Source organism: Micromonospora sp. BRA006-A (assembly GCF_033433935.1).
In the GTDB taxonomy this organism is placed as follows: domain Bacteria; phylum Actinomycetota; class Actinomycetes; order Mycobacteriales; family Micromonosporaceae; genus Micromonospora; species Micromonospora aurantiaca.
On sequence record NZ_JANCLW010000001.1, the window covers coordinates 2,979,594 to 3,004,667 of the forward strand.

At 76.4% G+C, this 25,074-nt stretch carries 10 protein-coding genes (1 of these 10 cut by a window edge); all 10 read left to right on the top strand.

Annotated features, from left to right (window positions below):
- Tightly spaced (each overlapping or abutting the next), the 10 genes in view from NMK34_RS13395 to NMK34_RS13440 form a layout consistent with a single transcriptional unit that may run on beyond the window.
- The gene (locus NMK34_RS13395) at positions 1-1,005 is read left to right on the top strand and encodes a class I SAM-dependent methyltransferase (RefSeq protein ID WP_318333649.1); all 1,005 of its coding nucleotides are present in this window, start codon (positions 1-3) and stop codon (positions 1,003-1,005) included.
- The gene (locus NMK34_RS13400) at positions 1,002-3,656 is read left to right on the top strand and encodes an amino acid adenylation domain-containing protein (protein ID WP_318333650.1); all 2,655 of its coding nucleotides are present in this window, start codon (positions 1,002-1,004) and stop codon (positions 3,654-3,656) included. Before NMK34_RS13395 ends, NMK34_RS13400 begins: the two co-directional genes overlap by 4 nt.
- A complete protein-coding gene (locus tag NMK34_RS13405) occupies positions 3,637-4,788 on the top strand; it encodes a potassium transporter TrkA (RefSeq protein ID WP_318333651.1) in 1,152 nt (383 codons plus the stop codon). The genes NMK34_RS13400 and NMK34_RS13405 overlap by 20 nt, the downstream gene beginning before the upstream one ends.
- Positions 4,785-6,140: a DUF6002 family protein gene (locus NMK34_RS13410; protein ID WP_318333652.1), complete on the top strand. Its 1,356-nt coding sequence runs from the start codon at positions 4,785-4,787 to the stop codon at positions 6,138-6,140. Before NMK34_RS13405 ends, NMK34_RS13410 begins: the two co-directional genes overlap by 4 nt.
- Complete coding sequence (locus tag NMK34_RS13415; protein ID WP_318333653.1) at positions 6,137-8,455, top strand: amino acid adenylation domain-containing protein; 2,319 nt, start codon at positions 6,137-6,139, stop codon at positions 8,453-8,455. The genes NMK34_RS13410 and NMK34_RS13415 overlap by 4 nt, the downstream gene beginning before the upstream one ends.
- Positions 8,452-10,101: a beta-ketoacyl synthase N-terminal-like domain-containing protein gene (locus NMK34_RS13420; RefSeq protein WP_318333654.1), complete on the top strand. Its 1,650-nt coding sequence runs from the start codon at positions 8,452-8,454 to the stop codon at positions 10,099-10,101. Before NMK34_RS13415 ends, NMK34_RS13420 begins: the two co-directional genes overlap by 4 nt.
- Positions 10,098-13,610, top strand: a complete 3,513-nt coding sequence (locus NMK34_RS13425) for an amino acid adenylation domain-containing protein (protein WP_318333655.1) — start codon at positions 10,098-10,100, stop codon at positions 13,608-13,610. The genes NMK34_RS13420 and NMK34_RS13425 overlap by 4 nt, the downstream gene beginning before the upstream one ends.
- Entirely contained in the window at positions 13,607-15,922 is a 2,316-nt protein-coding gene (locus NMK34_RS13430) for a lantibiotic dehydratase (protein WP_318333656.1), read from the top strand. The genes NMK34_RS13425 and NMK34_RS13430 overlap by 4 nt, the downstream gene beginning before the upstream one ends.
- Positions 15,919-20,268: an SDR family NAD(P)-dependent oxidoreductase gene (locus NMK34_RS13435; RefSeq protein WP_318333657.1), complete on the top strand. Its 4,350-nt coding sequence runs from the start codon at positions 15,919-15,921 to the stop codon at positions 20,266-20,268. The genes NMK34_RS13430 and NMK34_RS13435 overlap by 4 nt, the downstream gene beginning before the upstream one ends.
- On the top strand, positions 20,265-25,074 hold the 5' portion of the coding sequence (locus NMK34_RS13440; RefSeq protein ID WP_318333658.1) for a non-ribosomal peptide synthetase. It continues 491 nt past the right edge of the window; only the first 4,810 of its 5,301 coding nucleotides appear in the window; its start codon is at positions 20,265-20,267; its stop codon lies off the right edge, out of view. Before NMK34_RS13435 ends, NMK34_RS13440 begins: the two co-directional genes overlap by 4 nt.

Sequence of the window (25,074 nt, forward strand, 5' to 3'; positions counted from 1 at the left end):
ATGAGCCGGCCGTACCTTCCGTCCCTGGTCCTGCGCGATTACCTGCACACCGTGGCGACCCTCCATCCGCAACTGCGCGAGCTGCTCGACTTCGGCCGTCCCGGCGCGGACGCGGCACTCGCGGAACTGGCCGGCACGGTCAGCGAGTTCGACACCGACTCCACCGGCCGGGGCGATTCCTACCGCCGGGCCCAGCGGGACACGCTCGTCCGCTGGACCGGCATGCGGCGGCTGCTGGACCTCGCCACCCCGGACGCCGCCGCCCCGGTCACGCTCATCCTCGACGTGCTCGGCGGCGACGGCACTGTGGCCCGCGCCGCGAGCAGCCAGTCCGCCTGCTTCGAGTCCAAACTGGCGTTCATCACCGGCGACCTGTCCGGCCACATGGTCGACAAGGCGCTCGCGCACGGCCTGCCCGCCGTCCGCCAGGCCGCGCACTTCCTGTTCCTGCGCGACTCCGGCGTGGACGCGGTGCTGCTCGCGTACGGCACGCACCACATCCCGGCGGCCCGGCGGCCGCAGGCGGTCGCGGAGGCGGCCCGGGTGGTCCGCCCCGGCGGCCGGATCGTGCTGCACGACTTCGACGAGTCCAGCCCGATGGCCGGGTTCTTCGGCGAGGTGGTGCACCCGCACGCCGCCGGCGGCCACGACTACCGGCACTTCAGCCGCGCCGAGCTGACCGGCCTGTTCACCGCGGCCGGGCTGCCGGTACGCGTCGTCGACCTGTACGACCCGCTGATCGTGCGCGCCGACAGCGCCGAGTCCGCCTCCGCCGGCATGCGCGACTACGTCGGCGACATGTACGGCGTGCGCGACTACTTCGCGACGCTCACCGACGACGAGGTGTGGCAACTGCTGACCCGCCACTTCGACCACACCGGCTACCTGGCCGGGATCGGTCGCGACGACGTGCCGGCCCGTCCGCTGGTCTACCGGGCCGACGGGCAGTTCGTCGCCGAGGTGCCCCGGATGGCGATCGTCGCGGTCGCGACGAGGACGCGGTGACCGCCGTGACCGGCCCGCGCCACCTGACCGGCCCGCGCTATCTGACCGACCTGGTGCACCGGCCCACCGGCGCCGACGGCGACCGGCCCGCGATCGTCGGCCCGGACGGCGAGGTGAGCTACTCCGCGCTGTGGGAGCGGGTCGGCGCGACGGCCGAGCTGCTGCGCCGCGCCCGCGTGCGGCCGGGTGACCTGGTGGGCCTGTACCTGCACCGGTCCGCCGACTACGTGACAGCGTTGCTGGCGACGCTCGCGGTGGGCGCGGTGGCGGTGCCGGTCGACCCCGAGCTGCCGTCGGGCCGGGCCGAGCAGATGCTCGCGGCGGCCGCGCCCCGGCTCGTCCTGTACGCCGACCGCCCGCCCGCCGTCGCCGCGCCCGCGTCCACCGGGTGGCGGGACGTGCGTACCGCGCGGGCCGGGTCGACGGCCGACCTGACCGATCGCGCCGGCTGGCTGCCGCCGGGTGAGCACGCCGCGCTGGTGCTGTTCACCTCCGGCTCCACCGGCCGGCCGAAGGGCGTCGTGCTGCACCACGCCGGGCTGGTCAACCGGCTGACCTGGGGTCACGAGTGGTTCGGCTTCACCGCCGACGACCGGGTGCTGCACAAGGCGTCGATCGGGTTCGACGCGTCGGTGCACGAGATCCTCTCCCCGCTGGTCGCGGGCGGCGCCGTGGTCGTCGCCGGGCCGGGCCTGCAGTTCGACAGCCTCGGGCTGGTCCGGCTGATCCAGCGGGAGGCGGTCACCACCGCGCACTTCGTACCGACCATGTTGCGGCACGTGCTCGACGAGCCGGAGTTCGCCGGCTGCGTCACGCTGCGGCGGGTGCTGTGCGGCGGCGAGGCGCTGGACATGCGGCTGGTCCGGCGGCTGCGCGAGGTGCTGCCGTGCGGGCTGTTCAACGGGTACGGCCCGAGCGAGACGTCGATCAACGTGTCCTACTGGGACTGCGCCGAGCCGTACGCGGGCAGCATCGCCCCGATCGGCCGGATCATCGACGGCGTCACCGCCCACGTGCTCGACGACGACCTGCGCCCGGTGGCCGAGGGCGGGACCGGCGAGCTGTGGATCGGCGGGGTCGCGGTCGGGCTGGGCTACCTGAGCGACGACGAGCGGACGGCGGAGCGCTTCCGTCCCGATCCGGCGCGGCCGGGCGCGCGGCTCTACCGCACCGGCGACCTGGTCCGGGTCGCGCCGCAGGGCTTCCTGGAGTTCCGCGGCCGGGCCGACGACCAGGTCAAGATCCGCGGGGTCCGGGTGGAGCCGGGCGAGGTGGCCGCCGTACTGCGCGAGCATCCGGCCGTGCACGACGCGGTGGTGGTGACGGTCCCGGACGCCGACGACGGCCCCCGCCTGGTCGGCTACGTGGTGCCGCAGCCCCGGCAGGCCCCGGCGGTGGGCGGGCTGCCGCGGTTCCCGCTGCCGAACGGCATGGCGGTCACCGCGGCGTCGCCGGACGAGGCGGTCTTCCTCTACCGGCAGATCTTCGACCAGGCCGAGTACGCCCGCTTCGGCGTGCGCGTCGGCGACGGCGCCGTGGTCCTCGACGTCGGCGCCAACATCGGGCTGTTCTCGCTCTGGGCGTCCCGGCAGGCACGCGACGTGCGGCTCGTGGCGGTCGAACCGAACCCGGACACGCTGCCGTACCTGCGCGCCAACCTCGGCCTCTACGCCGGGTCCGCGTCGGTCGTCGAGGCCGCCGTGACCGACGCGGCCGGCACAGCCGAGCTGACCTCGTTCCCCGAGCTGAGCTACCTGTCCGGCCTCGGTGCCGACCGGGCCGGCGCCGCCTCCGACCTGGTCCGGTCGCACTACCGCCACGGCGGCGGCGACGCCGACGAGACCGAGCAGGCGGCGCTCCTGGCGGACGCCCGCCGCCGCCTCGCCCCGGTGGCGCACGTGGTGCCGACGGTGACGCTGTCGGACCTGCTGGACCGCCTCGGGCTGGACCGCGTCGACCTGTTGAAGATCAACACCGAGGGTGCCGAGCTGAGCGTGCTGCGCGGGCTGCGCCCCGAGCACTGGCCGCGGATCCGCCAGGTCTGTCTGGAGGTCGAGCGCAGCAGCGTGACCACCCCGCAGGTGCGCGAGCTGCTGTGCGCGGCCGGGTTCGAGGTGCACGACATCGGCGACTGGAACGTCGGCGCGGACGCCGACGTCAGCTACGTCTACGCCGTACGGCCGCAGGAACCGCCACCCGCGGCGACGCCGCGGGACGAGCCCGCCGACCACCTGCTGACCACCGGGCTGCTCCAGGGCTACCTGGCCTCGGCGTTGCCGCCCGCGATGCGCCCGGACCAGATCGTCCTGGTCGACCGGCTGCCCCGCCTGCCCAACGGCAAGGTCGCGCGGCTGGAGCTGCCACCGCCGCCGCCCCGGCCCGCCGGGGTCGCGGCGGAACCGGCCGGTGGCGCCCTCACCGACCGGCTGCGCGAGGCGTGGCGGGCCACGCTCGGCGTCGACGCGGTGCACGACGACGACACGTTCGTCGCGCTCGGCGGGCACTCGCTGACCGCGCTGCGGATGGCGCTGCGGGTACGGGAGATGGCCGGGCTGGAGGTGTCCCCGGCGAGCTGCCTGCGCGCCGGGTCGTTCGCCGACTGGGTCGACCGGGTCACGGAGGCGGGACGCGATGTCAGCCCGGTCCGCTGACGCGCGGCACGTCGTCGTGGTGGGCGCCGGCCGGCTGGCCCGCTCGCTGTGCCACACCCTGGCCGCGACGCCCACCCCGGTGCCGCTGCGCGTGACGGTCCTGGCCCGCGACCCGGACGCGGCGCACGCGCTCGCCCGGGCCGCGCGGGTGCGCGCCACAGTCGCCGGAACACCCGTCGCCGTCACCGCCCGGCCGTTCACCGCCGAACCCGGCGCCGACCCGCGGGAGGGGTACGCCGCCGACGCCGCCTCGATGGCCCGGCTCCGGCCCGACGTGCTGGTCTGCGCCGCGTCCGCGCAGTCGCCGTACGAGCGGGCGGCGACGCCGTCGGCCTGGACGGACCTGATCGCCGCGGCCGGCTTCGGGGTGACGCTGGCGTTGCAGGCCGAACTGGTGTCCCGGCTGGCCGCCGCGCTGGCCGGCGGCGCGCCCGGCGCGACGCTCGTCAACGGCGCGTTCCCGGACGCGGTCAACCCGCTGCTCGCCGCGTTGGACCTGCCGGTGCGCTGCGGCATCGGCAACGTGGCGACGCTCGCCGCGTGCCTGGACGCCGCGCTCGGCCGTCCCGGCCAGCGCCGTCTGGCGGTGCTCGGCCACCACGCCCACCTCGCCGCGCCCGGCCCGGGCGACGAGGACACCGCCGAGGTACGCGCCTGGCTGGACGGCCGGCCCGTCCCGGACGTCACCGGGCTGCTCGCCGGCTACCGCGCGCTGCCCCGGCCGGAGCTGAACGCGCTCGCCGGCCACGCCGGGGCCGCCCTGGTGGCGGCGCTCGCCACCGGTGACGAGGTGACGGCGAGCCTGCCCGGGCCGCTGGGACTGCCGGGCGGCTATCCGGTCCGGCTCACCGGCGGCCGGACCGAGCTGCGGCTGCCGGCCGAGCTGCCGGTGGCGCAGGCGGTCGCCTGGAACACTGCCGCCGGGCGCCGCGACGGCGTCGAGGTCGGCGGCGGCCACGTCCGCTACCCGGAGCGCGCCCGGGCGGCGCTGGCGGCGTACCGGCCGGACCTGGCCGGCGGCTGGCACGCGAGCGAGCTGCCCGAGATCGCCTGCCGGTTCACCGCCCTGCGTGACCATCTGCGAACGGTGCCGCCGGCACCGGCCCGGAGTGTGTTGGAGGAAGCCCGATGACCGTGACCACCCCGGCCACCCGCAACATGATCACCGACTACTACGACGTGATCGCGTCGGCGGTGCGCCGGTGCGGCGCGGTCCCCGGCGACGCGCCCGGCACGCCCGGCTTCGCGCCCGGCTTCGACCTGCCCGAGCTGACCCCGCAGGTACGCGAGTTCTACGCCGCCGCCACGGTCAGATGGTCCCCGCTGGGTCACTACGGCGGGCACGACCTGACGATGCTCGACCTGACCGCCAACCCGGGCACCCGGACCACGAAGACGTTCGCCTCGATGATGATCGTCGCCCGCGCGGTGGAACACATCCGGCGTACCGGTGAGCGGCTGTGCATCGTCACCCCGACCTCCGGCAACAAGGGCGTCGCGCTGCGCGACTCGGTGGCGCGCGCGTACGCGGCCGGGCTGGTGACCCCGGAGCAGCTGTCCATCGTGGTGCTGGCTCCGGCGGCGACCCGGCACAAGTTCCGCCACGACGCGCTCGCGGACGATCCCGCGACCCGTGCGGTCAACCCGCTGCTGCGGTACACCGGCGCGGACCCGGAGGGCGTGAAGGCGCTCGGCCGCGCGTTCGTCGACGAGTACGCCGCCACCGCGTACGACAAGCACGGCGTCACCCTCTGGTACACGCTCGACCTGCGCAACTACCTGGTCGCCGACGCCGCCCGGGCCGCGTTCGAGGCCGACGTGTCGCCGGCCACCGGTGCGCGCTGGCACGTGCACGCCGTGTCCAGCGCGTTCGGCCTGCTCGGCTACAACCTGGGCCGCGACGTGCTGGAGGCGGCCGGCGACGCCGACCCGGCCGACCGGCCCGGTTTCCTGCTCGTGCAGCACCTCGGCACGCCGGACATGGTGCTCAGCCTGCGCCACGGCTCGTTCGAGCGGGACCACTGCCCGGCGTACACGCTCGACGAGAGCCGGGGCGTCTGGACGCAGGACGCCGACGTGCGCTTCCCGGCCGTCACCGACGACCCGGCGGAAGTGCTCGACCCGACGTTCTACACCCACCGGCCGGTGACCTCCCCGGCCATGAACGCGCTCATCGAACGGCACGGCGGCGACGGCATCGTGGTGTCGCGGCGCGAGTGCGTCCGGCGCTACCCGGTCGCCCGGCAGTGGCTCGCCGACGCCGGTCTGACACTGCCCGAGGATCCGGCCCGGCTGCGGGAGTGGTCGATCCTGATGGCGCTGACCGGCGTCTGCAACGCCGTCGACCGGGGCCTGGTGCCGGCCGGGTACGAGATCGTGGTGCACGGCACCGGCAGCTACTGCGACGACTTCCGGATCGCCGAGGCCGACGCCGAGGTGTCCACGCTCGCCGACGTGGTCGCCGCCGTCCTGGACCAGCGGTGAGCCCGTCTCCGCAGCCGCTCGGCCTGCCGCCGCGGCTCGCCGCCCGGGCGCGCGCCGCGGGCGTCGACCCGGCCGCCGTCGTCCTCACCGCCACCGCCCTGGTGGTACGCCGGTACACCGGATCCCCCGTGGTGACGCTGCGGCACGGCGGCGACCCGGTGACGCTCGACCTGACCGCCGACGCGCCGATCCGGGAGTTGTGCCGGTCGCTGTGCCCGGCGCCGCCCGACCACCCGGCCGACGCCACCGTCGAGGTGAGCGCCGACCTGGCCGGCGTCACCGTGTCCGGGCTGCCCGCCGCGTACGCCGACGACCTCCGCGCCGACCTGGCCGACGTCCTGTCCACACTGGACCCGGACGACCCGTCGGCGGGGGTGCTGCCGTCGGCCCGCTACGAGCGGCGTCCGGCGCCGGACCTGTGGCGGCTGCACGGCGGCGACGGCACCGAGGCCGGCCGGGTATGCGGCGACACCATCCCGGCCGCGTTCGCCGCGGCGGTGCGGGCGTACCCGGAACGGCCGGCGGTGCTCGCCGACGACGCGACGGTGACCTACCGGGAACTCGGTGCGGCAGTCGCCGCGACCGCCGAAGCGCTGGCCGGGCCGGGTGACGTCACGGGGCCGGTGGCGGTGCTGTGCCGCCACGGCGTCGCCACGATCACCGGCATCCTGGCGGCGCTGGCGTCGGGGTCGCCGTATGTGCCGCTGGACCCGGCGTACCCGGCGGCCCGGCTGGCCGCGATGCTGCGCGACGCAGGCGTACGGGCGATCGTCGCGGACCCCGGCCACGAAGAGCGGGCCGCCACGCTCGCGGCCGGCGCCGGGCTGGAGCTGCCTGTCGTGTCGTTGCGCCGGGGCGAGCCCGGCATGCCGGTGCCGGCCGGGCCCGCGCGCCCGGACGACCCGGCGTACGTGCTCTACACCTCCGGGTCCACCGGGAAGCCGAAGGGCGTGGTGCAGAGCCACCGCAACGTCCTGTTCGGCGTCCGCAACCACGTGCGCAACCTCGCCGTCCGGCCGGACGACCGCACGAGCGTGCTCACCTCGTTCGGCTACGACATGGCGGTCACCGACACGTTCAGCGCGCTGCTGTCCGGCGCCGCCGCCGTCCCGGTCGACGTCCGCACGCACGGCCTCGGCCACCTCACCGGTGCGCTCGCCGACCGGGGCGTCACCGTCTACCACTCCACCCCCACCGTCTTCCGGTACGTGGTGGCGAGCCTCGGCGAGCTCGGGCGGCTGCCGTCGGTCCGCGCCGTGGTCCTCGGCGGCGAGGAGGTCACCCGGCACGATGTGACGCTGGCCCGGCGGGCGTTCGCGCCGGGCGTGGTGTTCGTCAACGGGTACGGCACCACCGAGATCAGCTTCGCCGCGCAGCACCATCTGCCGCCGGACGCCGACCCGGGGCGCGCCGTCGTGCCGATCGGGCACCCGCTGCCGGGCGTCGAGGTGGTGCTGACCGACCCGGCCGGACGTCCCGCCTGCCTCACCGGCGAGGTGGTCGTGCGCACCCCGCACGTCGCGCTCGGCTACCTGGGCCTGCCGGAGCTGACCGCGGCCCGGTTCACCGAGTACGACGGGGTGCGCGCGTACCGGACCGGGGACGTCGCGCGGCGGCTGCCCGACGGCACGCTCGTCTACCTGGGCCGCGGCGACCGGATGGTGAAGATCCGCGGCTACCGGGTGGAGCTGGGCGAGGTCGAGGCGTGCCTGGCGGCGCAGCCCGGGGTGGCCCACGCGGCGGTGGTGGCGCGGCGCGGCGCGTCCGGCGCGGGCGAGCAGGAGATCGTCGCGTACGTGGTCGCCGCCGCCGGGACGGTCGTCGAGCCGCCGGCGCTGCGGGAACGGCTGGCCGCCGTGCTGCCGGACTTCATGGTGCCCCGGGCGGTGGTGGCGGTGCCGGAGCTGCCGATCGGGCCGACCGGCAAGCTCGACCAGGCCGCCCTGCCCGACCCGGACGCCGGAGGACCGGTCACCTCCGGGCCACCGCCCGGTCCGGTCGAGCAGGCCATCGCGGCCGGCTGGTGCACGGTGCTCGGACTGCCCACAGTGGATCGGCTGACGAACTTCTTCGAGGCGGGCGGGCACTCGCTCCAGCTCGCCCTGGTGCAGGGTTACCTGGAGGAACACCTCGGCCGCCGGGTGCCGCTGGCCCGGCTGGTGGAGTTCCCGACCGTGGCGGCGCTGGCCGCGTACCTGGAGACGTCAGGGGACGCCGCGGGCGTACCGGAGGACGGCCGGCTGGCCTCGGTCGGACGCCGGATGGCCCGCCGCGCCGCCGCGCGGACCGCGGGCGGCGGGGAGGGGCGGGCGTGAGCGAGGACGACCGGATCGCGGTGGTGGGCCTGTCCTGCCGGGTGCCCGGCGCGGACGACGCACCGGCGCTGTGGCGCAACCTGCTGTCCGGGGTGCACTCGGTGCGCCGGACCCCGGCCGGCGAGGGCGTGCCGGACGGCCCGGACTGGGTGCCGGCGTTCGGCCGGCTCGACGACCTGGAGGGTTTCGACGCGGACCTGTTCGGCTATCCCGCCACCGCGGCGGCGCTGCTCGACCCGCAGCACCGGCTGTTCCTGGAGGTCGCCTGGCACGCCCTGGAGGACGCCGGGATCGACCCGGACCGCGACCCGGCCCAGATCGGCGTGTTCGCCGGATGCGCGCCCAACCGCTACCTGCACCACCACCTGCTCGGCAACCCTGCGCTGGCACCGGCGGCGGGCACGCTCGCCGAGGACTGGGACGACGCGCTGACCGGTTCCGGCTGCGACTACCTGCCGACGCGGACCGCGTTCGCGCTCGGGCTGTCCGGCCCGGCCGTGGCGGTCCAGACCGCCTGCTCGACCTCGCTCGTCGCGGTGTGCCAGGCCGGGCAGAGCCTGCTGGACTACCGCTGCGACGTGGCGATAGCGGGCGGCGCGGCGGTGGTGTCCACCCGGCAGGCCGGGTACCGGCTGCGGCCCGGTGGGCTGCTGGCCACCGACGGGGTGTGCCGCCCGTACGACGCCGCCGCCACCGGGCAGGTGTTCGGCAACGGCGCCGGGGCGGTGGTGCTCAAGCGGCTCGCCGACGCCCGCGCCGACGGCGACCACGTGTACGCCGTGCTCGCCGGTTGGGCGGTGAACAACGACGGCGCCGACCGGCCCGGCTTCACAGTGCCGGGCGTGTCCGGGCAGGCGGCGGTGCTGGCGGAGGCGCTGGCGGCGGTCGGCTGGGACGCGGCCGACGTGGGCTACCTGGAGGGGCACGGCACCGGCACGCCGGTCGGCGACGCGATCGAGGTGGACGCGCTGGCCCGGGTACGCCGGGGCGCCCGCGCACCGCTGCTGCTCGGCTCGGTGAAGGGCAACCTCGGCAACCTGGACGCCGCGGCGGGCGTGGTCTCGCTGATCAAGGCCGTGTACGCGGTCCGCACCGGGCAGGTGCCGGGTACCGCGCACTTCACCGCCGCGCACGGCGACATCGACCTGGCCGCAGCGGGTGCCGAAGTGGACGCGCAGACCCGGCCGTGGGCCGGACAGCGGCGCGCGGGTGTCAGCTCGTTCGGCCTCGGCGGCACCAACGCGCACGTACTCGTCGAACCCGCGCCCGCGCCGCACGAGCCGGACGCCGGGTCACCCGGCCCGGTGGTGCTGGGTCTGTCCGCGGGCAGCCCGGCGGCGCTGCGGGAACTGGCCCGGCGGCTGGCCGTCCGGCTGGCCGACGGCGACCTGGCGGTGGCCGACGTGGCGCACACGTTCGCGGTGGGACGGCGGCGGCTGGCGTACCGGGACGCGGTCGCGTGCGCCGACGCCGGGGAGGCGGTGGCCGGGTTGACCGCGCTCGCGGCCGGCGACCCGGTCGACGGCGACGAGACAGTCCGCGCCTGGCGCGCCGGTGCCGACCTGCCCGTGCCGCCGGGCCGGCGGGTGCCGCTGCCCGGCTACCCGTTCCGGCGGACCCGGCACTGGATCGAGGCGCGACGATGACCGTCCGCGACGATCAGCGCGACCAGCAGGTCGGTCCCGAGCTGCCCTACCCGCAGGAGTGTCTGCCCGACCTGGTCGCGGCGCACGCCCGGCGGCGTCCCGGCGCGCCGGCCGTGGTGCAGGGCGACCTGACGCTCAGCTATGCCGGCCTGGTCGGCCGGGCCGCCGCGCTGGCCGCGTCGCTGCACGCGCACGGCATCGGCGCGGACGACCTCGTCGGCGTCTGCGTGGACCGTCGCCCGGACCTGGTGGTCGCGCTGCTCGGCGTGCAGGCGGCCGGCGCCGGGTACGTCCCGCTCGACCCGGCGCTGCCGGCCGGGCGGTTGCGGGAGCTGGCCGCCGAGGCCCGCCTGCGCGTCGTCGTGGGTACGCCCGCCGCCGAGGCGCTCACCGGCCGGACCGTGCTGGACGTTCCCGCCGGCACCGCGCCCTGGCAGCCGACCCCGGCGACGCTCGCCACCACGGCGTACGCGATGTTCACGTCCGGGTCGACCGGGCAACCGAAGGGCGCGGTGATCGAACACCGGGCGCTGACCGAGAAGGTCACCTCGATCGCGGAGTTCTCCGGGTTCGACGCGGCGACCCGGTGCCTGGCGTTCGCCTCGATCGGGTTCGACGCGTCGGTGGCCGACATGCTCGCCCCGCTCGCCGCCGGGGGCACCGTCGTGCTCGCCGGTGACGCCGAGCGGGCCGACCCGGCCCGGCTCTACCGGATCTGCGCCGAGCAGGCAGTCGACGTGGTGGTGCTGCCGCCGCCGATCCTGCCGCTGCTGGACCCGGCCCGGCTTCCCGGCGTACGGCTGGTCATCACCGGCGGCGAGGCCACCGGCCCGGAACAGGTCGGCCGCTGGACCGCCGGTGGGCGCCGCTTCATCAGCGTGTACGGCCCGACCGAGGCGACGGTGCTGGTGACCTGGTTCGAGGGCAGCGGCGAGTGGACCCGGCCCATCCCGATCGGCCGGCCCGCCGCCAACCACCGCATCCACCTGGTCGACGACGAGCTGCGCGAGGTCGGCCCGGGGGAGATCGGCGAGGTGCTCGCCGGTGGTCCCGGGCTCGGCCGCGGATACCTCTTCGACGCCGCCCGTACGGCGGCACGGTTCCTCCCGGACCCGTTCTCCGGCAAGCCCGGGGAGCGGCTCTACCGCACCGGTGACCTGGCCCGGTGGCTGCCGGGCGGGAGCCTGGAGTTCCTCGGCCGGGCCGACCGGCAGGTGAAGATCCGCGGGCAGCGGATCGAGCTGGGCGAGGTCGAGGCGGTGCTGCGCCGCCACCCGGACGTCGACCTGGCCAGCGTCCAGGTCCGCGCCGGCGCCGGCGGTCAGGAACTCGTCGCGTACGTGGCGACCGGCCTGGACGCCGCCGAGCTGCGTGACTACTGCGCCCGGCTGCTGCCGCCCGCCGCCGTACCGGCCCGGATGCACACCATGCCCGCGCTGCCGATCACCATCAACGGAAAGATCGACACCGAGCGGCTGGCCGCGTTCGACGTCGCCGGACCGGCTCCCGGGCCGTCCGGCGAGCCGCCCGCCACCGACACCGAGCGCCTCGTCGCGCAGGCGTGGGCGGCGCTGCTGGACGTGCCCGCGGTCGGCCGCGACGACGACTTCTTCCACCAGGGCGGGCACTCGATCACCGCGATGCGGCTGGTCGCGGACCTGCGCGAGCGGCTGGGCCGCGACCTCGCCATCGAGGACGTGCTGGTCGGGCGGACACCACGCGGCATCGCCGCCCGCGCCGACGCCGCCGCCGGAACCGGACCGGCCGACGCCGCCGTGCGGGGACGGCCACCGGCGCTGTCCCCGGCCCAGCAGCGGCTGTGGTTCCTCGACCGCTACTTCCCGGCCGCCGCGTCGGCGTACAACGTCGCGTTCGCCGAACGGATCACCGGCCCGCTCGACGTGGCGGCGCTCGCCACGGCGCTCACCGCCGTGGCGGACCGCCAGCAGATCCTGCGCTGGCGCATCCCGGAGCGCGACGGCGTGCCGTACGCGGTCGCCGACCCGGCCGCACCGGTGCCGCTGCCGGTACGCGACCTCGCCCCGGGCACCGACCTCGCCGGCCACCTCGCGGCGAGCGCCGCCAGACCGTTCGCGCTGGGCACCGACACGCTGTGGCGGGCCGAGCTGATCCGCACCGGCGCCGACGAGCACGTGCTGGCCGTCTACGCCCACCACGCCGTGTTCGACGGCTGGTCGCAGTCGCTGTTCTACGCCGACCTCGCCGCCGCGTACCGGGCCGCGCTCGGGGACGGGCCGCCGCTGCCGCCGCTGCCCGCCACGTACGGCGACTACGTGGCCTGGCGCGCCGACCGTGCCCGGCGCCGCGCCGCCGCCGACCTCGACTGGTGGCTGGACCACCTGACCGGGGCGCCTGTGGTGCTGCGGCTCCCCGGAGGGCGGGACCGGCCGGCCGAACAGACGTACACCAGCGCGACGGTGCGTACCCGGCTGGACCGGGCCGCCACCGCCGCGCTCACCGACCTCGCCGCCGGGCTCGGCGCGACCCCGGCGGCCGCCGTACTCGCCGCGTTCGCGCTGGTGCTGGCCCGGCGTACCGGCCTGCCCGACCTGGTGGTCGGCACGCCCACGGTGGACCGGCGGGCGGCCGACTTCGAGGCGATGGTCGGCTTCTTCATCGAGATCGCGCCGCTGCGGCTGCGCCGGACGCCCGGGGCGGGCTTCGCGGCGCACGTCCGCGCCGCCTGGGAGGAGCTGCTCGCCGCGCTCGCCCACCCGGAGGCACCTGTCGAACGCATCGTCGGCGGCCTCGGGCTGGGCGGTCTGCTCGACCGCAGCCCGCTGGTGCAGGTGCTGTTCAACATGTACACGTTCGACGAGCCCCGGCTCGACCTGGCCGGCCTGTCCGCCGAGCCGGTGCCGGTGCCCGCGCCCGGCTCACCGTTCGACCTCACGCTCTACGGCATCACCCGGGACGGGCGGCTGCGCGTGGAGATCGTCTTCAACCCGGACGTCTACGGCGAGGCCCTGATCACCGACGTGCTCAGCGACGTCGAGCGGTTGCTGCGGGCCGGCGCCGCCGACCCGGAGCGGCCGGTGGCCGAGCTGCCCGCCTGGACCGCCGTCCCGGCCGGAACGGCCGACGACGTGCCCCGGGCCGCCCGGGTGAACCGGGCCGGACGCCACCCCGGGGTGCCCGCCGTCCGCCCGGCCACCGCCACCGAGCGGCGGATCGCCTCGGTCTGGTGCGACGTGCTCGGCGTACCGGAGGTGGCCGCGACGGACAGCTTCTTCGACGTCGGCGGCGGCTCGCTCGCGGTCGCGGTCGTGCAACGGCAGCTCAACCGGCTGCTCGGCACGAACCTGCGGGTCGTGGACCTGTTCCACCACCCGACCGTCCGCGCGCTCGCCGCGCACCTCGACAGCCTCGGCGCGTCATCGTCCGGCGAGGACGCCGAGGACGAGGCGGTGGAACGGGCCGCGCGCCGGGGCGCGCTGCGCCGCCAGCGGGTCCAGCGCCGCCCGGCGGTGGAGGAGGATCCGCGGTGACGTACCTGGTCCCCCTCGGCGACACCGGCTGGTCGGTGTGGCGGGACGTGCTGCTGCGCAGCGCTGGGTTCCCCGCCGACGGACTGGACCGGTTCGCCGCGCCGGACTGCGCCGACGCCGCCGACCGGCATCTGTCCGGCGAGTTGGACGAGACGGCGTTCAGCGCCGCGTACGCCACCGCCGTCCGGGCGTCGTCGGCGGCGCTGTGCGGGATCGCCGCCGACCCGCTGTTCCGCGAGGCCGTCGCCTGGCAGAACCCGGAGGCGCTGGTGGCGCTGGACGGGCTGCTCCGCGACGGCCCGGACGCACCCCGCAACGTCCGCCGCCGGGGCCGGGAGAACGTCGTCGCCGGGTACTGGCAGCGCTACGTCGCCAAGTGCGAGACCATCGGCTTCTTCGGGCCGGTGTGCTGGGGCACCGTGGCACCGGGCGCGCCCGGCGTCACCGCCGTGCCCGGCCCCGGACTGCTCCGCCGCCGCGCCGTCCACCTCGAACACTGGGCGCTCGCCGCGTACGCGGACCGGCTGGCCGCCGACCCGCAGGTCCGGCAGTGGCTGGCCCCGGTCCGGGCGCCGCACGTCCACCTGGCGGACCGGGTCGTGCACCGGCCGGCCCAGCGCCCGGAACCGGTGTCGCTGAGCGAGTCGACAGCGCTGTGCCGGTGCGACGGCACCCGCCCGGCCCGGGACGTCGTCGACGACCTGGTGCGCGACGGGCAGACCGGCGTGCGCCGCGCCGCAGAGGGGTTCCTGCTGCTCGCGCAGCTCGTCGAGCGAGGGCTGCTGCGCTGGGACTTCGACCTGCCGCAGGGCTTCACCGCACAGGACCACCTGCGGGAGCGGATCGCCGCGATCGGTGACACGGAGTGCCGCACGCGGGCGCTGGCCGGGCTGGACCGGCTGGCCGCCGCCCGCACCCGGGTCGCCGACGCCGCCGATGACCCGGCCGCGCTCACCGCCGCGCTGTCCGCGCTGGACGCCGAGTTCACCGCGCTCACCGGGTTGCCGCCGCGCCGCCGGGCCGGGCAGAACTACGCCGGGCGGGCGCTGTGCCACGAGGAGACCGCACGCGACGTGGACCTCACCGTCGGCGGCGGCCTGCTCGACTCCCTGGCCCCGGCGCTGGACCTGCCGCTGCGGGCGGCGCGCTGGCTCACCGCCGAGCTCGCCACGGCGTACGGCGACGCGCTGCGCGACCTGTACGACGACCTGCGCGGCGACGGGCCGGTCCGGCTCGGTGACCTGTGGTTCGTCGCGCAGGGGCCGCTGTTCGGGCCCGGTGACCGGCCGGTGGACCGGGTCGCGGCCGAGTTCGCCGCCCGCTGGGAAGGGGTGCTCGGACTGGCCGGACTGCCCGAGGGAACGACCCGGGTGGAGGTCGCTGCGGCCGAGCTGGCGCCCCTGGTGGCCGACCGCTTCCCGGCGACCCGCCCCGGCTGGAGCGCGGGCCGGGTGCACAGCCCCGACCTGCAACTGTTCGCCGAGTCACCCGAGGCGCTGGCCGCCGGCGAGTTCGGGGCGGTGCTCGGCGAGCTGCACGCCGCGTACGCCACGTTCAACGCCGAGCTGTTCACGCACTGCCACCCCGACCTGGACCGGCTGCGGCGCGCGTACGCGGCCGACCTGGGCCCGGGGCGGCTGCGCCCGCTCTACCCGGTCGACTTCCCCCGCGTCGGCGGGCGGCTGTCCGCGTCCCTGCACGGGCCCGACGACCACCGGCTCGCGTTCGCCGACGCGCCCGGCGCGCCGCGCGACCGGCTCGTGCCGGCGAACGCGGCGATCGTGTCCGAGGTGGACGGGGTCTTGGTGGCGACCGGCCCGGACGGCACGCGCTGGCCGCTGGTCGAGGTGTTCTCCGACCTGATCGCGGTGCACGCGGGCGATGCGTTCAAGCTGATGACCGACCGCCCGCACAGTCCCCGGGTGACAGTCGACCGGCTGGTGCTGGCGCGGGAGACCTGGCGCACCACCGTCGGGGCGACCGGCCTGGCCGACGCCGTCGACCAGGCGCGGCGCTACCTCGCGGTACGCCGCTGGCGGGCCGCGCTGAGCCTGCCGGAGCGGGTCTTCGTCCGGGTGGCCACCGAACTCAAGCCCACCTACGTGGACCTGACCAGCCCGCTCTACGCCAACCGGCTCTGCCTGCTGCTGCGCGCCGCCCGGCGGGCCGGCGGCGACGACGTGGCGGTGACCGTGTCGGAGCTGCTGCCCGCGCTCGGGCAGGCGTGGCTGCCCGACCGCGCGGGCCGCCGCTACGTCAGCGAACTGCGCCTGCACATCAGCGATTCGGCCGAGCCGGAGGTCATGGCGTGAACGAGACAGTGGAGCCGATCGCGATCGTCGGGCTCAGCCTGCGCGTGCCGGGGGCGGCGTCGGCGGAGGAGTTCTGGCGCAACCTGGTCGTCGGCGCCGAGTCGCTCACCCGGTTCACCCGCGCGGAGTTGCTGGCCCGGGGCGTCCCGGCGGAGCAGCTCGACGACCCGGCGTACGTGCCGGTGGCCGCCGTGCTCGACGGCGTGGACCGGTTCGACGCGGAGCTGTTCGGGATGAGCCCCCGCGACGCGGAGCTGACCGACCCGCAGCAGCGGCTGTTCCTGGAACACGCGCACGCCGCGCTCACCGACGCGGGCTGCGACCCGGCCCGCTACGACGGCGAGATCGGCGTGTACGCGGGCGGCAACGCCGACCTGTACCAGTGGCTCAACGTCCGGCGGAACCCGCGGGCGCTCGCGGACGCCGGTGAGCTGCGCGTGTCGCTCGGCAACAAGCCGGACTACCTGGCCAGCACCGTCGCGTTCCGGCTCGGCCTGCGCGGCCCGGCGATGACGGTGCAGACCGCCTGCTCGTCGTCGCTCGTCGCGGTGCACCTGGCCGCCGAGGCGCTGCGCAGCGGCGAGTGCGACACGGCGCTCGCCGGCGGCGTGTGCGTGGAACTGCCGCACGGCGTCGGGTACGTCGCCGACGAGGGCTACACCTCCGCCGACGGGCACTGCCGCCCGTTCGACGCGGACGCCGACGGCACCGTCTACGGCAGCGGCGTCGGGGTGGTCGTGCTCAAGCGGCTCTCCGACGCGCTCGCCGACGGCGACGACATCCGGGCGCTGGTCATCGGCAACGCGGTGAACAACGACGGGTCGGCCAAGGCGAGCTTCACCGCGCCTAGCGTCACCGGGCAGGTGGAGGTGGTCACGCAGGCGCTCGCCGTCGCCGGCGTCGCCCCGCGTTCGGTCGGGTACGTCGAGGCGCACGGCACCGGCACCGTCCTCGGCGACTCGATCGAGCTGGCGGCGCTGAGCACGGCGTACGGGCGGCGCACCGCCGAGCGGGGCTGGTGCGGCGTCGGCTCCACGAAGGCCAACATCGGTCACCTCAGCGCGGCCGGCGGCGTGATCGGCCTGATCAAGACCGTGCTGTCGATGCGGCACCGGCTCATCCCGCCCACCGTCAACCACGACCGGCCGCACCCGGACATCGACATCGAGGCGAGCCCGTTCTACGTGGTGTCCACGCTGACCAAGTGGGAGCCCGAGGACCAGCGCCCGCTGCGGGCCGGTGTCAGCTCGCTCGGCCTCGGCGGCACCAACGCGCACCTGGTGCTCCAGGAGGCGCCGCCGCGCGTACCCCCGGAGCCGGATCGCGGCGGCGGCGAGCTGCTCCAGGTGTCCGCCGCGACCCCCGACGCGCTGGCCGCCGCCTGTGCCCGGCTGGCCGAGCGGCTCACCGGCGCGCCCGATGTGGAGCTGCGCGACGTGGCGTACACGCTGCGGGAGGGCCGGCCGGCCTACCGGCACCGGGCCGCCGTCGTCGTCGTGGACCGGGCCCGGGCGGCGGCGGCGCTCACCGACCCGAAACGCCGGGCCGCCGGGGACGCCGCGACGCCGCCCCGGGTGGGCCTGCTCCTGCCCGGCCAGGGCGCGCAACACCCCGGCATGGGCGCGCACCTGGCCGCGACCGAGCCGGTGTTCGCCGCCGCCTTGGACGAGTGCGCCGCGATCCTCGGCTGGGACGCGGGCGAGATGATCTTCGACGCGGGGCCCGGCGCGGACGATCGGCTGGCCGGACCGGCGGTGGCGCAGCCCGCGCTGTTCGCCGTCGAGTACGCGCTGGCGGCGCTGTGGCGGCACTGGGGCGTCACGCCCGCCGCGATGATCGGTCACTCCGTCGGCGAACTGGTCGCCGCGACCGTGGCCGGGGTGTTCGACCTGCCGGACGCGCTGCGGCTCGCCGCCGCCCGGGGCCGCCTCGTGCAGGCCGCGCCGGAGGGCCGGATGCTCGCCGTGCAGCGCGGCACCGACGAGATCGCGCCGCTGCTGCCCGACGGTGTCGCGGTGGCGATCAGCAACGGCCCGCACACCTGCGTGGTGGGCGGCGCGCCGGAACCGGTCGCCGCCGCCGAGGCCCTCCTGCGCGAGCGCGGCATCGGCTGCACGCCGCTGCGGTCGCCGTACGCGATGCACGTGCCGCTGCTGGCGGCGGTGCGCGACGAGTTCGCGGCGCTCGTGGCGGCGGTGCCGCGCCGGGCGCCGGACCTGCCGGTGTTCTCGGCCGCGACCGCCGCGCCGTTCACCGACGAGCAGATCACCGACCCGGCGTACTGGGCCGACCAGCTCTGCCGGCCGGTGCGGTTCGGCGCCACAGTGGCCGCGCTCACCGCGACCGGCGCCGCCGACGACTGGCTGCTGCTGGAGTGCGGCCCCGGCCGGCAGCTCGCCGGTCTGGCCCGGCTCAGCCTGCCGGCGGGAGCCCGGGCGCCGCTGCGCACGCTGCCCGCGCCGGGGGAGCGGCTGACCGACAGGCAGACCGCGTACGAGGCGGCGGGCCGGCTGTGGACCGCCGGGGTGCCGGTGCGGCTGCCCGCCTCCGGCACGCCGCGCCGGGTGCCGCTGCCCGGCTACCCTTACCAGCGCGCCCGGTACTGGATCGACCCGGAACCGGTGGCCGCGCCCGCCGGACCGGCCACCGACGAGCGGTACGACGACGGCGTGGTCGAGGTGCCGGTCTGGCGCCAACTGCCCGACCTCGCACCCGCCGAGGCACCCGGGCCGCTGCTGCTGTTCGCCGCCGGTGAGCGCGGCACGGCGCTCGCGGACCGGCTGCGCGAGCGCGGCGCGGACGTCACAGTGGTCCGCCCCGGGCCGGCCTTCGCGGTCCGCCCGGACGGCTACCGGCTGCGCCCGGCCGGCGTCACCGACCACCAGCGCCTGCTCGACGAGTGCGCCGACGACGGCCGGGCCGCCCGGATCGTGCACGCGTGGGCGCTCGACGGCGACCCGGCCGGCCCGGACGCCGACGCCGTGGCGGCGGCCCAGGAACACGGGTACCTCGCACTGCTGACGCTGCTGGAGGCGCTGCCGGCCGCCGATGTGACGCTGGACGTGGTGACCGCCGGGACGGCCGACGTGACCGGCACCGACCTGCTGCGCCCGGAACACGCCACAGTCGCCGGGGTGGTGCGCTCGGCGCCGCTGGAACGACCGGGCCTGCGCTGCCACTGGGTCGACGCCGACCCGGCCGACCCGGGCGCGGACGCGCTGGCGGACGAACTGCTCGGCGCCGAGCGGGCCGAGGCGGTCGCGCTGCGGCTGGGCGGGCGCCGCTGGACACGCGGGTTCACGGCGGCGCCGGCGCGCCGGCGTACCGGGCCGGCGCTGCGCGACGGCGGGCGCTACCTGATCACCGGCGGACTGGGCCGGGTGGGAGGGGCGTTCGCCGCCGAACTGGCCCGCCGGGGCGCCCGGCTGGTGCTGGTCGGCCGGACCGCCCGGCCGGACCTGGTCGAGGCGCTGGAACGGGCCGGGGCACAGGTCCGCCACGTGCGCGCCGACGTGACGGACGCGGACGCGCTGCGGGCGGTACGCGCCGGCATCGAGGACGACCTCGGCGGACTCGACGGCATCGTGCACGCCGCGCGGCTGCCCGACACCGGGCTGTCCGCCGGGTCGCGGCCGGCCGAGGCGACCGCCGAACTGCTGCCGAAGGTCACCGGCACGCTGGCGCTGCGCGAGGTCTTCGGCGACCTGCCGCTCGACTTCGTGCTGCTCAGCTCCTCGGTCACCGCGCTCGCCGGTGGCCTGGGCCGCACCGACGACACGGCCGCCAACGCGTTCCTCGACGCGTACGCGCGCAGCCCGCACGGCTGGCGGGCCCCGGTGCTGTCGGTGGCCTGGGGCGCGTGGCGGGAGGAGGGCGTACCCGACCACGACGGACTGGCCCCGGACGCGGCGGTACGCGCGGCGTGCCGGGCCCTCGCCGAGGGACGGGCCGGCTCGGTGGCGGTCGGCGCCTACACGGTGGAGGCGGTCGCCGGGCACGAGCGGCGGCTCGCCGCGACCACGGCGGCCACCGCCTCGACGGTGACCGCCGCCGACGGCGACCTCACCGCCACCGTCGCCCGGATCTGGCGTGACGTGCTGGGCGTGGCCGAGGTCGGCCCGCACGACGACTTCTTCCGGCTCGGCGGCACCTCGCTCGTAGCAGCGCAGCTGGTGCTGCGCATCCGGCAGGCGGTGGGCGCACGGCTGTCCATGCGGGTGCTGTTCGACGCGCCCACCGTCGCGGCGATGGCCGCCCGGATCGAGTCGCTGCGCGCCGCCCCGTCCGCCTCCGCACCTGCCGAGGCGCCCATCCCGCGCCTGCGCCGGCCGGGACGGCCGGGATGACCGAGTCACGCCACGACGTCACACCGGTGGACGACGTCTACACCGTTCCCGCCTCGTACGCCCAGGAGCGGGTCTGGTTCACCGCCCAGCTCAGCCCCGGGCAGCCGCTGTTCACGATGACCGACGCGGTCACCCTGCCGGCGGGTGCCGGGCCGGAGCAGGCGCTCGCCGCGCTGCGGGCGGTCACCGACCGGCACGAGGCCCTGCGCACGACGCTGCGCCTGCACGACGGGCGGCTCTACCAGGACATCCACCCCACGGTCCCGGTGGAGCTGCCGGTCACCGACCTGTCCGCGCTGCCCGGGCCGGAGCGGGACGCCGCCCGCGCCCGGATCGTCGCCGAGTACGCAGGTCTCGACCTGCCGATGGACACGGCCCCGCTGTGGCGGGCCCGGCTGCTGCGGCTCGGCCCGGACACCTGGTGGCTGCTGTTCGCCGGGCACCACGTCATCCTCGACGGCACGTCCCTGCTCCACCTGCGCGCCGAGCTGACCGAGCTGTGCGCCGCCGCCGTCGCGGGCCGCGCCCCGGACCTGCCCGAGCTGCCGATCCAGTACGCCGACTACGCGGCCTGGGAACGCGACCGCCTCGACGGCCCCCGGTGGGACGAGCTGCGCGAATACTGGCGGGAGGCGCTGACCGGCCTGCCCGCCGTGCACGCGCTGACCACCGACCGGCCGCGCCCGGCGACGCTCACGTTCGACGGCGCCGACGTCCGCCGGACGCTGCCCGGGCCCGTGACTGCGGCGCTGCCCGAGCTGTCCCAGCAGACTGCCGCGACCCCGTTCATGGTGCAGCTCGCCGCCTACGTGGCGCTGCTGCACCGGCTGTCCGGAAGCGACGACGTGGTGGTCGGCATGCCGGTGGCCGGCCGGGACCGGGCCGAGCTGGAACCGCTGCTCGGCATGTTCATGAACATGCTGGTGCTGCGCGTCGACGTGTCGGGCGATCCACCGTTCCTGACGCTCGTGCGCCGGGTCCGCCGGGTCGTGCTCGGCGCCTGGGACCACCAGGACATGCCGTTCCAGAAGCTCGTCGAGGAGCTGGCGGTACGACGCGACCCGGGCGTGCCGCCGCTCTACCAGCTCACGTTCCACCACCTGCCTACCGGCCGGGGTGAGGCGTTCGGCGGCGCCATGGACGACCTGTCCCTGGAGATCGCCGGGGACGAGCTGCGGCTGGAGTACCGCACCGCGCTGTTCGAGCGCGCCGCGATGGAGGCGTTCGCGGACCGCTACCTGCTGCTGTTCGCCGCCGCCGTGGCGGCGCCCCGGACCCGGGTGAGCGCGCTGCCGGTCATGCCGGACGCCGAGCACGCGGCGGTCGTGACCGGCTGGAACGCCACCGCCGCCCCGGTGCGCCGGACCACGCTGGCGGAGCTGTTCGACGCCCAGGCCCGCCGCACGCCGGACGCGGTCGCTCTGGTCGACGGCGACACCCGGATGACGTACGCGCAGTTGTCCGACGCCGCCGAGCAGGTGGCGCGGCGGCTGGTCGCGCACGGCGTGGGACCGGAGTCGGTGGTCGCGATCCACGAGCCCCGCTCCCGACGCCTGATCGCCGGGCTGCTCGGCATCCACCGGGCCGGTGCGGCGTACCTGCCGCTGGACCCGGACCACCCGCCGCAGCGGCTGGCCTTCATGCTCGCCGACGCCGGCGCCGGGGTGCTGCTGGCCGACGAGGTGCCGGACGGGCTGACCGTCCCGGGCACCGTGCTGCCGCTGACCGCGCCGGACCAGTCGCCCACCGCCGGCGGCACTGCCGCCGGGCCGGGGAACGCGGCGTACGTGATCTACACGTCGGGCTCCACCGGGCGGCCGAAGGGCGTGGTCAACGAGCACGCGGCGATCGTCAACCGGCTCGACTGGATGCAGGACGCCTTCGCGCTCGGACCGGACGACGCGGTGCTGCACAAGACGCCGATCGGGTTCGACGTGTCGGTGTGGGAGGTGTTCTGGCCGCTGCTCGTGGGCGCGCGGCTGGTGCTGGCCGCGCCGGGCGGGCACCGCGACCCGGCGTACCTGCGGGAGCTGATCGAACGGGAGCGGATCACCACGGTCCACTTCGTGCCGTCGATGCTCGACGCGTTCCTGTCCGCCGCCGGCCCGGCCGACCCGGCCCGCTGCGGGTCGCTGCGGCGGATCGTGTGCAGCGGCGAGGAACTGCCCGCCGACCTGGCCCGCCGCGCCGTGACCGCGATCCCGTCCGCGGCGCTGCACAACCTGTACGGACCCACCGAGGCGGCGATCGACGTCACCGCCTGGGCGGCCACGCCCGACGCGCTGACCGGCGTGACCCGGGTGCCGATCGGCGGGCCGATCCGCAACGTCCGCACCTACGTGCTCGACGAGGCGATGCGCCCGGTCCCGGCCGGCGTGGCCGGGCAGCTGCACCTCGGCGGCGTGCAGGTGGCCCGCGGCTACCTGAACCGCCCCGGACTCACCGCCGCCTCGTTCGTCCCCGACCCGTTCGGCGAGCCCGGCGGCCGGCTGTACGCCACCGGCGATCTGGCCCGCTGGCGTACCGACGGGACGCTGGAGTTCCTCGGCCGCATCGACGACCAGGTGAAACTGCGGGGCCTGCGGATCGAGCTGGGGGAGATCGCCGCGGTGCTGCGCGAACAGCCGGGCGTCGGCTCCGCCGCCGTCGTCGTGCGCGGCGCCACGCCCGCCGAGCAGCGTCTCGTGGCGTACCTGACGGGGGAGGCCCCGGACCCGGCGGAGCTGCGGGCGGCGCTGAAGCGGCGGTTGCCCGAGTACATGGTGCCGTCGGCGTTCGTCACGCTCGACGCGCTGCCGCTGTCCGCGAACGGCAAACTCGACACCGCCGCGCTGCCCGCACCCTCGTCCGGCGTCGCCCCCGCGCAGCGCCGTCCGCCGGTGACCCCGGTCGAGCAGACGGTGGCCGCGACCTGGCGCGACGTACTCGGCGTGCCCGAGGTCGGCCTGGACGACGACTTCTTCGAGATGGGCGGTCACTCGCTGCTGGCGATCCGGATGCTGGCGCTGCTGCGCGAGGCGTACGGGCAGGTCGACGTCGGCGTGATGGACGTGTTCGCGCACCCGACGGTGCAGGGGCTGGCCGCGTTGATCGACGCCCCGGCGGACGGCGACCGGCAGCGCCCGCTGCTGTACGAGCTGACCCGGCCGGTCCCGGCGGACCAGCGGGTGCGCTCGTACGTGTGCGTGCCGTACGGCGGCGGGCTCGCCAGCATCTACCAGCCGCTCGCGGACGCGCTGCCGGCCGGGCACACGCTGTTCTCCGTGGCGGTCCCCGGTCACGACGTCGGCGTCCGCGACACCGAGCTGCCCTTCGACGAGCTGGTCGAGCGGTGCGTGGCCGAGATCCAGGAGCGGGTGGACGGCCCGCTGGTCCTGTACGGCCACTGCGTCGGCGGCGCGCTGCTGACCGGCATCGCCCGGCGGCTGCACGAGCGGGGCCGCCCGATCGAGGCGATCTACGCCGGTGGCGTGTTCCCGACCGCCCGGCCGGACAACATGCTCGGCCGGCTCGTCGACTGGGCCGACTCGCGGGGCGCGGACCGGCGGTACGAGACGTTCCTGCGCTCGATCGGCGCGGAACTGGCCGGCCTGGACCAGGCGCAGGTCGATCGGTTCGTGCACCACGTACGCCGGGAGGCAGCCGAGGCGCAGGAGCGGTTCACCGAGTGGCTGGACGGCGAACCGGTCCGGGTGCCCGCACCGGTGATCTCCGTCGTCGGCACCCACGACGTGCTCACCGAGTACTACGAGGAGCGGTACCGCGAGTGGAGCTTCCTCGGCGAGTCCACCGCGCTCGTGGTGCTGGACGAGGCCGGGCACTACTTCGTCAAGCAGCGGGCCGAGGCGCTCGCCGAGGTGCTCACCCGCACCCATCCCCGGCTCGCCGAGCCGTCCGCCGCGCCGCGACAGGGTGACGGCTGGGCACTGGCGGCCACCAGCACCGATCCGGTCACCGCCGAGACCGGCGTGCAACCGGGCGTACGCCGGTTCCTGGCGATCACCGCGAGCCAGCTCATCTCGTCGACCGGCTCGGCGCTGACCCAGTGGGCGGTGCCGGTCTGGGTCTACCTGGAGACCGGCTCGATGCTGTGGTTCGGCCTGTCCGGGGTGATCGCCTACCTGCCGGCGCTGCTGACGCTGCCGGTCGCCGGCGCGGTCGCGGACCGGTTCGACAGGCGCCGGGTGCTGCTGGCCGCGTGCGCGACGGCGGTGACAGCCGAGGCGCTGCTGGCGCTGCTGCTCTGGACCGACCGGCTGGGGCTGGCGGCCGTCTACACGCTCGTGTGCGTGCTCGGCGCGGCGTCGGTGTTCCAACGCATCACCTACCTGGCCGCGATCCCGCAGGTGGTGCCGAAGCGCTACCTGGGACACGCCAACGGCATCGCGCAGCTCGCCGTCGGGCTCAGCTCGCTCGCGGTGCCGCTGCTGGCTGCGGGCCTGCTCGCCGCGATCGGCCTGGCCGGCGTCCTGGTGATCGACATCGTCAGCTACGTGGTGGCGATCGGTGTGCTGGCCGCGGTGCGGTTCCCCGACCTGCTCGGCCGGCGCCGCAAGGAGCCGTTCCTGGCCGAGCTGATCGGCGGCGCGCGGATGGCGTGGGCCGAGCCGGGCTTCCGGGCCATGCTGGGCTTCTTCTCGCTCTACAACCTGTGCCTGGCGAGCCTGCTGCTGGTGCCGCCGATGGTGCTCGCGTTCGGCACGATGGGCCAGGTCGGCACCGTGGCGTTCGCCGAGGCGCTCGGCGCCGTCCTCGGCGGGCTCGCCATCGCGATCTGGGGCGGCCCCACCCGCCGCCGGATGCCCG

What these genes read in the sequence shown, in the direction of transcription:
- NMK34_RS13405 (WP_318333651.1), top strand. Translation starts at nt 3,637, where the DNA reads ATGTCAGCCCGGTCCGCTGACGCGCGGCACGTCGTCGTGGTGGGCGCC.
- NMK34_RS13410 (WP_318333652.1), top strand. Translation starts at nt 4,785, where the DNA reads ATGACCGTGACCACCCCGGCCACCCGCAACATGATCACCGACTACTAC.
- NMK34_RS13395 (WP_318333649.1), top strand. Translation starts at nt 1, where the DNA reads ATGAGCCGGCCGTACCTTCCGTCCCTGGTCCTGCGCGATTACCTGCAC.
- NMK34_RS13425 (WP_318333655.1), top strand. Translation starts at nt 10,098, where the DNA reads ATGACCGTCCGCGACGATCAGCGCGACCAGCAGGTCGGTCCCGAGCTG.